The sequence below is a fragment of the Aeromonas sp. QDB39 genome (assembly GCF_027707585.1).
Taxonomy (GTDB): Bacteria; Pseudomonadota; Gammaproteobacteria; order Enterobacterales; family Aeromonadaceae; genus Aeromonas; species Aeromonas hydrophila.
This window is the reverse complement of the sequence record NZ_JAPCIV010000047.1, coordinates 20,810-33,215: the sequence shown is the minus strand read 5'-3', so window position 1 is coordinate 33,215 and position 12,406 is coordinate 20,810. Positions and strand designations below refer to the sequence as shown.

Sequence of the window (12,406 nt, the reverse complement as noted above, 5' to 3'; positions counted from 1 at the left end):
GCAAAGTAAAATGGAGGGTTTTCTTGCCGCCAAGGATCTGATGGCGCAGGGGATCAAGATCTGATCAAGAGACAGCCTTTGGCCCCTTCATCTTGATAGGAGGATTGGATGGGGTATGGGGACGTGGCAATTAAGGCAGTGTTGATGTGTAAATCAGATGACCAATATAATCCCTGTGACGCCTGGGTACTTGCAGCACAAGAGCACTATCCCTCAAGCCAGTCAGCTCAGTTAAAGGGGTGTCCAAAAGGGGCATTCTTGGGATTGTGCAGTGAAGGCCTGGTACGAGGCATATCGAGACGGCGTTATTCGCGTGTGATTCAAAGTGGAAACTATGCTGTCAAAGCAATACGTGTTCTTCAACACTATGAAGCTCAACATACTGAATTACCTAGCGCAGTACAACTTTGGGATATGGTAATGAGGAAAGTTGGAAAAGAGATTGTGCACAATGGCCAGATGGATGTGGTTTTAGCTCTTTGGAAAAAAGAGCTGATAATAAAAAAGACTGTTGATTCCATATAGGCAAAAACACAATCAACCCATAAAATTGGAGGCCGCAGCCTCCAATATCGAACAAGGTCATAAATGACCTGTCTTATGCCGTCGTATCAACCATGTATCCGCTACCAGGGGATTCTTGAGGCAACTTGCTTTCCAGTGAACTCAAAAAATCCTGAAGTGATACCTTGTTACCATTTTGGCCTGCACCACTGCCAACAATCGAATTGAATTGATCCTGCAGTGTATTTAAAACAGGGTCAGAGCTGTTGCCGTTACTCAATGCTGATATCAGTGTATCAAGCCCCTGCTTCATAGAATTACTACCACTACTCGATTGCAAAGAGACTGCTTGTGCTTGGCCACTTTCGTCGCCGTCATTATCATTACCGTCCTCTTTTCCAGAGGCACCTCGTACAGCCCCCATCAAATTGTGCATGAAAGATGATAGCGCTGACTTTGTATCGCTATTAGAGGTATCGACGTTCACTCCTAGCGATGACAATGCAGACTTTACATCCCCCATCATTTTATCACCCCCACCCTCTCGATCATGGTGATGGTGGTGTTTTGCTGGTTGAGCACTGGCGGAAGACGCTGCGTTATTGTACGAGGCAGAGAGAGAAGAGCTACCGATTGAACTGACATCCGATGACATACGATGTTCCTTTCAAGGTTGGATAAACCCAGTGGCACTCATTGCCACTTTGACCATAGTGCATATACCTTGCCACTGTTTATCCATGAGAAAGATGCAGATAACTTATTGATATAGTTACATCGTTTAATGACACACGGTGAATTAGCCTTGGCAAAAAACAGCCTGTGGCAACCTGGTATTGCCACAGGTTGCCAGGCCGACGAACAAATCGGCTCCAACAACGACCCTGTTTAGGATTGAGTTGCAAATTCAGACACAAAAAGCGCCTTCAACGGAGCTTTTTGGAAGAGCCATGATGACAGATGCGGCTCAACTGCCCCGCCGCCAGTGGTAGCGGCGCTCGGGTCGGCCGCGCTGGCCGTAGTTGAGATCCACGTCCACCCGGTCCTCCGACTCCAGATACTCCAGATAGCGGCGCGCCGTGGTGCGGCTGAGGGACAGGCGCAGCGCCACCGTGTCGGTGGAGAAGGCGCTGTCCGGCTCGCCCGCCAGCAGCTCCAGCACCTGGCGCAGGGTGATGGCGTCGATCCCCTTGGGGGTGTCGCGCACCTCGCGCCCCTGGGGCCTCACCTTGCCCATCAGCCGGTCCAGGTCGCTCTGCTCGAGGGAACCGCGTTCGCAGATGCGCCGGTGCAGGGTGAGGATCTCGTCCAGGCTCTGCTGGATGCGAAACAGCCGCAGCGGTTTGATGATGTAATCCTGCACCCCCTGATTGAGGGCCTGCTGGATGGTCTCCACATCGCAGGAGGCGGTCACCATGATGACGTAGGCTTCGCGGTTGTGGCTGCGCAGCCGGTTCACCCACTCGAGACCTGAGCCGTCAGGCAGCGAGATGTCCACCAGCAGCAGTTGTGGCTGGGCCGCGCGCATCATGAGATCGGCCTGGGTCAGGCTCTCGGCCCGACCCAGCAGGGAAAATCCGGGGGTAGAGGAGACCAGCTCGGCCAGAATGGATCCTATCCGTTCGTCATCCTCGATCACCAGAGTGAAAATGGGCTCCATAGATCACACCAATTGGTTTTTATTCAAGTAGATACCGAACAGAGTCGTCTGTTCGGCGGTGCGGCGCCATTCTATCACACCCCCTCGCCTGGCCACCGTCTCCTTGACCAGGAACAGGCCGACACCGTGATCGCCGGTCTGGCGGCTGATGCCGTAATCAAACAGATGGTCCGCCAGCGCCTCGTCCACCCCCTCACCGCTGTCCTCCACCTCGATCACCAGCCGGCGCCCGAAGTCGTTGAGGGAGATGAGCACCCGTGGCGGGCACTGCTTGCGCCGGGCCCAGGCGGCGCGGATGCCGTTGTCCAGCAGGTTGCCGATGAGGGTGATGAGATCCGCCGACACCGCTGCCGGGTACTCGCCCAGCGCCGAATCGGGATCCAGCACCAGCTCCACCCCGAGCTCGCGAGCCCGGCTGAACTTGCCGAGGATGAGCCCGGCCACCGGCTTGTCCTCGATGGCCCGCAGCAGATCGTGCAGCATGGTCTGGCACGCCTCGCTCTCCTGCTGGATGAGCTCCACCGCCTGATCCACGTGGCCCAGCTGCAGCAGGCCGGAGAGGCTGCTGAGCTTGTTGGCGAACTCGTGGGTCTGCATCCGCAGCATCTCGGCATACTGGCGCAGGTGAGTCACCTGCATGCCGAGGCTGCCGGTCACCTCGGGGCGGCTGAAGATCAGCAGCCGACCGGGGATCTTGCCCTCCACCGCCTGCCAGCGCCCGATGAACGACTCGCCGTGCACGGTGAAGCCGAGCTCGGTCTCGAGCTGGGTCAGGGCGGGGGCGAGCGGCGGCGACAGCTCCGCCAGCGGCTGGCCAAGCAGGGAGTGGCGACCGGTGCCGGGCAGGCGCAGCTGGTAAAACGCGGCGCTGTTGAGCATGCGGATGTGGCCGTGGCTGTCGAGGGCGATCACCCCCTCCGAGATGTGCTCCAGCACCAGCTCCTGCAGCACGAAGCGGTTGACGATGGTCTCCGGCTCCAGATCCAGCAGGGTGCGGCGCAGCCGATGCTGGATCCAGAGCGCCAGCAGCAGGCCGCAGCCCAGCACGGCGCCGATGGCGCTGATGAGCAGGGCGATCCGATCCAGATAGATACCCTCCACCGTCTGCATCAGATAGCCCACCACCACGGCGCCGATGGCGCGCCCGTCCGCCCCGATCACCGGGGCGAAGCAGCGAATGGCCGGCCCCAGGGTACCCACGTCCTTGGAGCAGTAACTGCTGCGCTCGTTGAGGGAGGGCCAGATATCCTCGCCACGAAACAGGCCGCCCACCAGCTCCGGGGAAGGGTGGCTCAGCCGGCGGGCATGCTCGTCGGTCACCACCATGTAGGCGGCATCGGTGCGGCTGCAGATCCCCTGCACATAGTCGCGCAGACCCGGATCGCTCCCCCACTCCAGCGCCTGTACCACCCGCTGGTCCGCCGCCAGCACTCGCGCCAGATCCCCCCCCTTCTCCTCCAGGTTCACTTCCAGCAGGTGGCGGATAAAAAGCGCCAGCAGGCTGCCCAGGATGACGATCAGGAGCAGTGACAGGCCCAGGGAGAGGGTGACCAGTTGGTGACGCAGTTTCATCGATTAGCCTTGCAACATCAGGACGCGGACCAATAGTGCGGGCGCCACCAGGTCTGGTCAATCAAAGGTGCGGGATCACCGGCAAAATCCGCCAGCCCCTCGGCACGGGCACACAGTGCCACCGCCCTCGCCACGGCGCGGGCCACCTCCCCCACCTGCTCGATAGGGGGCAGCAGCCGCCCTTCGGCCAGTGGATAGGCGCCCACCGCCTGCACCGCCGCCCGCAACATGCCGTCGCTGATGCGCCGCGCCTTGACCGCGCAGGCACCGAGGCCGATACCCGGGAACACATAGACATTGTTGCACTGGGAGACAACTCGCGGCGCCCCGTCCACTGTCACCGGCGGGAAGGGGCTGCCGGTGGCGAGCAGAGCGCGCCCGCCGGTAGCCTGCCACACCAGGGCTGGGGTCGCCTCGGCGCTGCGGGTGGGGTTGGAGAGCGGCAGGATCACCGGCCGCTCGCACACCTCCCCCATGGCCGTCAGCACCGCCTCGTCAAACAAGCCGCCCTGACCGCTCACCCCGATCAGCACCCCGGGGCGCAGCCGCTCGATGAGCGCAACCAAGGAGTGGCACGCCTCCGCCGCCGGGCGGGCGAACGGCTGCTGGGCCGGGGTGAGCCCGGCACGGTCCTGGCAGACCAGGCCATCCTGATCGAACAGTTGCACCCGCGCCGTGCTGCCCGCCAGTTGGGCCAGCATGGCGGCGATGCCGCAGCCGGCTGAACCAGCCCCGACGATCAGCACCGGGGTCTCGGCAAGCACACTGCCCGCCTGCTGCAGTCCCGCCAGCACGCAGGCCGATGCCACCGCCGCCGTGCCCTGGATGTCGTCGTTGAACATGCAGAGCTCATCGCGGTAGCGGGCCAGCAAATTGGCGGCATGCTTGCCGGCAAAGTCTTCAAACTGCAGCACCACCTCGGGCCAGCGTTTACGAATGGCGGCCACCACCTTGTCCATGAACTGGTAGTAAGGCTCGCCATCCACCCGCGGCGCCTGCCAGCCAAGGTAGGAGTCATCTTCCAGCAGCTCGGGGTTGTTGGTGCCCACATCCACGCACAGCGGCAGGGTGCGCGCCGGGTTGATGCCGCCGGCGGCGGAGTAGAGCGCCAGCTTGCCGATGCAGATCCCCATGCCGCCGATGCCGAGATCGCCGAGCCCCAGCACCCGCTCGCCGTCGGAGATGACGATGACGTCCACCTCCTGCTCCACCGCCGCAAAAATGTCATCCAGCTCGTCCCGATCGTGCCAGGAGAGATAGAGGCCGTGGCTGCGCAGATAAAGGTCGCTGTGGCGCTGACACGCCTCTCCCACCACCGGGGTGTAGATGATGGGCAACAGCTCCGGCAGATGGTGGCGCACCAGCTCGTAAAACAGTACCGGGTTGTCCTCCTGCAGCTGGCGCAGCAGCAGGTGCTGATCAAACGGGCTCTGCATGGCCGAAACCAGCCGGTAGATGCGGCGCCGCTGCTGGGCCAGCGACTCCTCCTTGTGAGGCATGCGCCCCATCAGTCCCTGTCGCTTACGTTCGGCATAGGGCAGGCTGGTGCCCATCATGATGTCGTTCATTATCTTGTTCCTTATGCCAGCAGCGAAATGAGCAGGGTGGCCAGGATCAGCATGACGGCCCCCCCGAGACGAGAAGAGATCTGGGCAAACGGCATCAGCGTCATACGCTGGGCCGCCGAGAGCACGGCCACGTCGCCGGTGCCTCCCATGTTGGCCATGCACAGACCGCCGGTGATGGCTGCCTCGATGGGGTAGAAGCCGATCATCCGCCCCACCAGCGCCGCCCCCAGGGCACCGCCGACCACGGTCACCAGCACCAGCACGAAGTAGCTGACCGAGAAGGCGCTGATGAGCTCGGGGATGCTGGTGTAGGCGACACCGATCCCCACCAGCAGGGAGGGGGTCAGGTTGCTGACCACGAACTGATACCAGTCGGCCGCCGCCTGCTCGTAACGACGGGGCAGCAGGCCGCTCACCTTGATGACGGCCACCGCCAGGATCATCAGGGCGAATGGGTGCATGGGGATGAAGTTGCCGAGCAATGAGCCCAGCACGAACATGCTGGAGCTGATGAAGAGCCCGAGGCCCAGGCTCTCCAGGGTCGGCGCCTGCACCTTCTCTTCGGCCACGCCAGCAGCACTCTCTTTTATCATCAGCTTGCCGTTGCCGGTCAGGGAGGGGTAGCGGCGACCGAGGCGGGCCAGCAAGGTCCCCACCAGGATCGCCAGGGTGTTGGCGATCACCACCGCCGGCACCATGCGCGACAGCAGATCGGCGCTCGACATCTGCAGCGGCCCGGAGAGGATCTCCACCAGCGGCACGGCGCCGGCCCCCATGCCGCCGCCCATGATGGGCAGACCGATCAGCAGCACCGCATTCTTGAAGCCATAGCCCATCAGGGCGCCCACCATACCGACGCTGAGCAGCGCCAGCGCGACGCCCCCCAGGATCACCGGCAAGTAGCGCATGGCGGCGTTTTTCAGCAGGGCGCCGCTCATGCCGAACACCGAGCCGGTTACCAGGCTGGCGATGAAGAAGTTGAGAAAGCCCCCCTCCTTCATGAAGCCGATGATCACCTGGCCCGCCTCGACGGGCAGGATCCGGTATTCAAACAGGGCGGCGCCGCCGAAGATGGCGAGTATGGTGCCGCCCCCCAGGTATTCACGGATGGGGGTGATGCGCTCCCCCAGCTCGGTCAGCAGGGTGCCGAGCACGAACATCAATGCCAGCGCACCGACCATGCCGAGTGGCAGAGAGCCGTTCCAGCCCGAGAAGAGTACGCAGGTGGCAAGCCCGAGGAAGATCATCATGGGCATGCCGGCAATCTGTCGGTCGCCAAACAGCGCGATCCGGGTCTGTGGGGTAGAGAGGTTTTTCATTGTTATGCTCCAGCGTGTGGTGTGGCGCCACTCTAGCCATCTCTCTCGCCCCTGTCGGTTAGCCTGTCTGCAAAGGCATATAAAAACATTAAATTCTTAAACGTTATGGCTGGCAGAGGATGCCGTCCGACCTGTCATTGGCATTATTCGGACGCACTATTGTGCCGCGCCAATCAAACCGGTGGGCACTCATCCCTCAATGCCAGCAGGCTCTTGATGGGGCCATTATCAAATAACGATTAAATAATGGGCGGCATACTTTCTCAATAATGGGAAACCATGCTTGCCCCGCTCCATGCTATTTCGACAGATCACAAGCAAGGATTGAGTGGCGATCTCAAGATCGGTAAATCCCAATCAGATAAACCGCCGCAGACCGGAAGAGACAACTGGAAGATTGTGGGCGTGCGATCACGCCGAGGCCCACAAGGATGATCTGCCCAGGCAGGCCGTGCCTGCCTCAGGGAGCGTTTGAGCCGATACAAGCGGGCCCTGCAACAGACCGTCAGATGATGATAACGGCCTCATGACACCAACCGAAAAACTATTCGGCTAATAACAGTGGAATATTGGCAGGGTCAAATTCATGACAGGTTTCGGTACTTTCCAGGCTGAGCCCATAATGGCCATCGGCAACATATTCCACCTCCACCAACAGGCTCTCGATGGAGAAATGGGGGTCACCCGATTCATATCGTTCCACAGCTATCGTCTCCCTGTTTAGCTGACCCATCAATATTAGTGGATAAAAAGCAGCCTGCCGAATTCAGATAATATTTTTCTGCCACCAACATGATCGGCCATGGCTATTCCAAGGCTATTTTCAGCACGGATTGGTGAGATGATTTGGTTATTTCACCGGCCCATGGCGGGAATGATTCACCCAAATTGGCTCGCGGCAGACACGGGTGGCTGCCAACAGGACGTTCAAACCCAACAAGCAAGCTCCACAAGAAACCTACCTCCAATTTTCATAAACAAGATCGCGATCACACTATTTACTTAGCCTGCTAAACAACTACAATGCTTAGCAAGCTAAGTAAATGGAGAGCCTCATGATGAAGGATCTGGAAATGCTGCGCGAGCTGTCCCTCGCCGAGCGGGTCGGCCGACTGCATCGGCTGTGGCGCACCGTGGCCGATCTCGAACTGGCCCCCCTCGGCCTCACCCACCCCCGCTGGACGGCATTGTGGAAGCTGAGCCGGCTCGGTGGCCACCTCAGCCAGAAGACCCTGGCCGAAGCGCTGGAGATCGAACTGCCCTCCCTGATGCGCACCCTGGGCCAGCTGGAAGAGCAGGGGCTGGTGGAGCGCCACTGCTGCAGTCAGGACAAGCGGGTCCGCATCGTCACCCTGACCCCGGCCGGCAAGGCGCTGCTCGACCAGATTGAAGATCGCATCATGGAGATACGCCGGGAGCTGCTCGCCGGCATCAGCCAGCGGGAGCTGGAACAGTTTGAAGATATCGTGCACCGCATCTGTGCCAATGCCCTCGGCAAGATAGGTGCACAGAGTGAAGAGAGAGAGTGAAATGACCCCGGATCAACAATTCAAGCGCTGGATAAAATGGGCCATGGGCGCCTTCGTACTGGTGTTTGCCTACTTCCTGCTGGCCGACCTCAAGATGCCGCTCACCCCGCAAGCCATGGCGACCCGCGTCGTGACCAAGATGGCGCCCCAGGTCAGCGGCAAGGTGGTCGAGGTGGCCGTCGGCAACAACCAGCACGTCAAGCAGGGCGACCTGCTGTTCGTGCTCGATCCCGCCCCCTTTGAACTCGCGGTGGAGCAGGCCCGCCTCGCCCTGGCCCAGGCCGAGCAGCAGAATCGCCAGCTCGATGCCACCCTCAATGCCGCCAGCGCCGACTTCAGTTCGCTGCAGACCCAGGCTGCCCTCAAGCTGCGGGAGGCCGAGCGCATCGACGCCCTCTATCGCCGCCACATGGTCTCCGAACAGCAGAAGGATGACGCCGACAGCGCGTTTCGCACCGCCCAGGCCAACCTGCTGGCCAGCAAGGCCCGCATGACCCAGGCCCGGGTCAACCGTGGTCTGCCCGGCGATGACAACCTGCTGCTGCGCCAGGCCCGCAACCGTCTCGCCCAGGCCGAGCTCAACCTCGCCTACAGCCGGGTTCACGCCAGCCAGGACGGCATCATCACCAACCTGCAGCTCAAGCCGGGCAGCTTCGCCGCGGCGGGTGCACCGCTGCTGGCGCTGGTCTCCGAGCAGGTGGACGTGATCGCCGATTTTCGCGAGAAGAGCCTCCGTCACGTCAATCAGGACAGCCAGGCACTGGTCGCCTTCGATGGTGAGCCGGGTCGCCTCTATCAGGCCCGGGTCACCAGCCTGGATGCCGGGGTCAGCGCCGGCCAGTTCGATGCCAACGGCCTCTTGGCCAGCCCCACCGAGTCGGATCGCTGGGTGCGCGACGCCCAGCGTCTGCGCCTGCACCTGGCGCTGGAACAGCTGCCCGCCCATCTGCCGGCCGGTGCCCGCGCCACCGTGCAGCTGCTGCCCGACAACGCCCTGACCGGACTGCTGGCCCGCGCCCAGATCCGCCTGCTCAGCCTGCTGCACTACATCTACTGAGGTGACGGCAATGACTTTGTGGCACAGGCCCCTCACCGCCAACGAACTGCGCCAATGCCTGCGCATCGCCTTTGGCAGCACCACCGGCTTTCTGCTCTGCAAGCTGTTTGGCTGGAACTACGGCGTCTTCTACACCGTCACGCCGGTGCTGCTGCTGGGCATGGTGCCGGTGATGAACGGCCATGCCGCCCGCCAGCTGATCGCCGCCGCCGTGGTCTGCGGGCTGGAAGTGGGGCTGCTGGGGGGGCTGTTTGGCGGCCATCCCGGTCTGATGGTTCCCATCGCCTTCCTGCTGTTTCTCTACCGCTTCGCCGCCATGTCGCAGGGCAGCCTGTTCCTGTTCGGTGCCAACGGGGTGTTGAGTCTCAGCATCATGCTGCACTTTGCCAGCTACCCGCAGACCGATCTCAACGACCTCATCTTCAGCAACCTGTGGGCCAGCGTGCTGTCGGTGCTCATCGCCTACCTGATGACGGCATTGATCCCGGACGTGGAGGAGCGCCCCAAACCGGCCCCCTCCCCCAAGGCACCGCACCGGATGCGGCACGAGGCGCTGCTTGGCGCCAGCATCGCCACCCTCTCCTTCATGGTGTTCCAGATCTTCGATCTGCGGGACTCCATGTCGGCCCAGGCCACGACCCTGCTGGTGCTCTTCCCCATGCACTGGGACGGCGCCCTGAGCTATGCCCGCAAACGGGCCATGGGCACCCTGCTCGGGGTGAGCTTCGGCCTGGTCAGCCAGCTGGTGCTCTACGACTGGTCGGGACTGCTGTTGCTGGTCGCCCCCATGCTCTGGCTTGGCGCCATGCTGTTCAGCCATGCCCATGTGAAGGAGGCGAGCGGTTCCGGGGTCGGCTTCGGTGCCCTCACCACCCTCGGCATCCTGTTCGGCCAATACCTGACGCCGGGCAACGATCTGGTGTTCAGCGCCCTCTACCGGGTCAGCAGCATCTTGTTTGCCATCGTCGCCACCCTGCTGGCCTGTTACCTCATCCACCGACTGCTTAACCGCTTCGAGGCCACTCGGTTCGGTTATTGACCCCCTGTTGTTAGCTCAAGGATGTGCTGCCTTTCGCCCCGCTATGCCTACCGGGGCGTTTTTTTGCCTTCCGTTTGGCGGCACCTGCGGCCAGCCCCAGCAACTATGCTTGCTAGGGCAGTCGGCAACAGGAGAGAGACCATGGCACGAGCAGCATACATCCACTGGTTGGCAATCACTCTGCTGCTGGGGATGACCTGTGCCCGGGCAGAGCAGGTGCTCATTGCCGCCGAGGATGACTGGGCCCCCTACTGCGCCCTCGACAAGCAGAGCGGCCAACCGCAGGGGTTGGCCCCCGAGCTGGTGAAGGCGGCCTTTGCCGCCGAGGGAGTCGACGTCGAGTTTCGTACCATCCCCTTCGCCCGCTGCATGTACGAGGCACGCAGCGACAAGGTGCTCGGCTGCTTCGATGCCACCATCACCGAGGAGAACCGCTACCAGTACTTCTGGCACGAGACCCCCATGTTCGAGGAGGATCTCGCCATCTTCGCCCTGGCCCGCGAACCGCGCCGGGATCTCAAGCTCACCTCGCTGGAACAGAAGACGGTGGGCATCACCCTTGGCTACACCTACCCCACCGACTTCATGGAAAACCCCAGGATCACCCGCTTCCAGGCCAAGTCCGACGCCCAGATCATCGAGATGCTGGTGCGCGGCCGGGTCGACTACATCCTGATGAACGAGATGCCGGGCTACCTCAAGATCCAGCAAAAACAGCTGAGCGGGAAGGTGGTCAAGGTGGGCAAGATCTCCACCGACGGTTTCTGGCTCGCCTTCTCTCGCGCCCACCCTCAGGGTGAGGCGATGGCCAAGCGCTTCGAGGAGGGGCTGCAGAAGATCCGCAACAACGGCACCTACGAGGCACTGGTGCGCGCCTTCGAGGCCAGACTCGGCCTGCATTGAGCCGCGGCTCATTAGCGCTTCTTTTGACGCCCATGGACGCATATCGACGCAAGCCGGGTCGAGGCGCATTGCGCCCCTTTGGCAAGCTGTTAGGATCACGCCCGGATGACACCGATGGAGAATCAACATGAAGCACGCCAACCTTCTGCTGCTGGGCATCGCGAGCCTGACCCTGCTGAGCGGCTGCGAACGCGGCGCCGGCACCCTGAGCGTGACCGGTGGCGATCCCGTCACCTATCTGTGTGAACAGGGCCAACGGGTGCAGGTACGCTACTTCGCCCTCTCCGATCAGAGCCTGAACTTCGTCAAGCTGGCGCTGCCAGACGGCAAGGATTACACCCTGCCACAGAGCGTTTCCGCCTCCGGCGCCCGCTACACCGACGACCATGAGGCCATCTGGTGGAACAAGGGAGATGAAGGCTTTGTCGAGATGCGCGACAAGGATGGCGAGTGGCAGAGCGTCTACAACGACTGCAAGCAGCAGTAAACAGCAACCCCGGCCAGGCCGGGGTTGCTCATTACTCCACTTCAATCTCGTAGCGACCCACCACTCGCACCGGAATGGCCTGCGGGTTCTGCTCCGACACGCGATAGCGGGTCTTGGCCAGCCCCGACAGGGCGATCAGGTTCAGCACCCCGGGCGGCTCCGAGGCCACAATCTCTGGGCTGAACAGATTGCCGTTGGAGTCGATGAGATAACGGATCTCCACATAGCCCTTGACAGGCAGCTTGGCTGGCGCGCCGCCCACCGGTTCAAACGGGGGCACCTCGCCATCCTGCACCCAGTATTTGCCAAGCTCGGCCATGGTCACCTCCAGCGGCGGCTGGTTCAGTTTCACGGTGGGACTGGGGCTGGCACAGCCCCCCATCAGACCGAACACAGTGCCCAGCAGCAAGACCTTCAAACCCATTCAACACTCCTTGTTGAGTCCGATCAGAGGGGTCACCCCTCTCCGGCAGGGTTGCCGGCCCATTACTGTAACAATCGGAACCCGTTTGAGCAGCATAAAAAAAGCCAACCCCATCGTGGTGGCTTTTGGCAAAGCGGCTCAGCGTCAGCCGCGCTTGTCGCTCACCACCAGCCAGAGCGCATGCACCATGCCGGGCAGGCCACCGAGCAGGGTCAGCACTATGTTGATCAGAAAATGCAGGCTGAAGCCCACCTGAAGAAAGGCACAGACCGGGGGCAGAAAGATGGCCAGCAGGATCTTGAGCAGATTGTTCATCTCGGATTTCCTCGTCAACGATGTCACAG

The 12,406-nt window shown here is 61.6% G+C and carries 14 protein-coding genes; 6 read left to right on the top strand and 8 right to left on the bottom strand.

The window, feature by feature from the left end:
* The first annotated feature begins 108 nt into the window (after positions 1–108).
* Positions 109–525, top strand: a complete 417-nt coding sequence (locus tag PG899_RS21080; RefSeq protein ID WP_270697631.1) for a DUF6979 family protein — start codon at positions 109–111, stop codon at positions 523–525.
* Positions 526–598: 73 nt separating this feature from the next.
* On the opposite strand, the gene PG899_RS21075 is transcribed toward PG899_RS21080, so the two are convergent.
* The 6 genes from PG899_RS21075 to PG899_RS21050 all read right to left on the bottom strand — a co-directional run bounded on the left by PG899_RS21075 (position 599) and on the right by PG899_RS21050 (position 7,359).
* On the bottom strand, positions 599–1,159 hold the full coding sequence (locus PG899_RS21075) for a hypothetical protein (protein ID WP_124252991.1): 561 nt from the start codon (positions 1,157–1,159) through the stop codon (positions 599–601).
* Positions 1,160–1,471: 312 nt separating this feature from the next.
* A complete protein-coding gene (locus PG899_RS21070) occupies positions 1,472–2,164 on the bottom strand; it encodes a response regulator (RefSeq protein ID WP_011705161.1) in 693 nt (230 codons plus the stop codon).
* A 3-nt stretch (positions 2,165–2,167) separates the two neighbouring features.
* Entirely contained in the window at positions 2,168–3,736 is a 1,569-nt protein-coding gene (locus PG899_RS21065; RefSeq protein WP_077096217.1) for an ATP-binding protein, read from the bottom strand.
* A 17-nt stretch (positions 3,737–3,753) separates the two neighbouring features.
* Positions 3,754–5,304, bottom strand: coding sequence for an NAD-dependent malic enzyme (locus tag PG899_RS21060; RefSeq protein WP_190283704.1), 1,551 nt, complete (start codon positions 5,302–5,304; stop codon positions 3,754–3,756).
* 11 nt (positions 5,305–5,315) lie between these two features.
* Positions 5,316–6,623, bottom strand: coding sequence for a 2-hydroxycarboxylate transporter family protein (locus PG899_RS21055; RefSeq protein ID WP_077096218.1), 1,308 nt, complete (start codon positions 6,621–6,623; stop codon positions 5,316–5,318).
* Positions 6,624–7,167: 544 nt separating this feature from the next.
* Positions 7,168–7,359 carry a hypothetical protein gene (locus PG899_RS21050; protein ID WP_073349272.1) on the bottom strand — a complete coding sequence of 64 codons (192 nt, stop codon included), beginning with the start codon at positions 7,357–7,359 and terminating at the stop codon, positions 7,168–7,170.
* Positions 7,360–7,678: 319 nt separating this feature from the next.
* Here PG899_RS21050 and slyA point away from each other — a divergent pair, with 319 nt between their 5' ends.
* The 5 genes from slyA (at position 7,679) to PG899_RS21025 (ending at position 11,638) form a co-directional block, all read left to right on the top strand.
* Positions 7,679–8,152 (top strand): transcriptional regulator SlyA, encoded by a 474-nt coding sequence (gene slyA, locus PG899_RS21045; RefSeq protein ID WP_077096219.1) that lies wholly within the window; start codon positions 7,679–7,681, stop codon positions 8,150–8,152.
* A gap of 1 nt (position 8,153) precedes the next feature.
* Positions 8,154–9,209: an HlyD family secretion protein gene (locus PG899_RS21040; RefSeq protein WP_073349270.1), complete on the top strand. Its 1,056-nt coding sequence runs from the start codon at positions 8,154–8,156 to the stop codon at positions 9,207–9,209.
* Positions 9,210–9,219: 10 nt separating this feature from the next.
* Positions 9,220–10,248: a DUF2955 domain-containing protein gene (locus tag PG899_RS21035; RefSeq protein WP_077096220.1), complete on the top strand. Its 1,029-nt coding sequence runs from the start codon at positions 9,220–9,222 to the stop codon at positions 10,246–10,248.
* Positions 10,249–10,389: 141 nt separating this feature from the next.
* Positions 10,390–11,151: a substrate-binding periplasmic protein gene (locus PG899_RS21030; protein ID WP_029301550.1), complete on the top strand. Its 762-nt coding sequence runs from the start codon at positions 10,390–10,392 to the stop codon at positions 11,149–11,151.
* Between the two features lie 127 nt (positions 11,152–11,278).
* Positions 11,279–11,638, top strand: coding sequence for an MliC family protein (locus PG899_RS21025; RefSeq protein WP_077096221.1), 360 nt, complete (start codon positions 11,279–11,281; stop codon positions 11,636–11,638).
* A gap of 31 nt (positions 11,639–11,669) precedes the next feature.
* Here the strand turns inward: PG899_RS21025 and PG899_RS21020 are convergent, their stop codons facing one another.
* Positions 11,670–12,062 (bottom strand): energy transducer TonB, encoded by a 393-nt coding sequence (locus tag PG899_RS21020; RefSeq protein WP_077096222.1) that lies wholly within the window; start codon positions 12,060–12,062, stop codon positions 11,670–11,672.
* Positions 12,063–12,206: 144 nt separating this feature from the next.
* Positions 12,207–12,377 carry a YqaE/Pmp3 family membrane protein gene (locus tag PG899_RS21015; RefSeq protein WP_005303354.1) on the bottom strand — a complete coding sequence of 57 codons (171 nt, stop codon included), beginning with the start codon at positions 12,375–12,377 and terminating at the stop codon, positions 12,207–12,209.
* Positions 12,378–12,406: the final 29 nt, after the last annotated feature.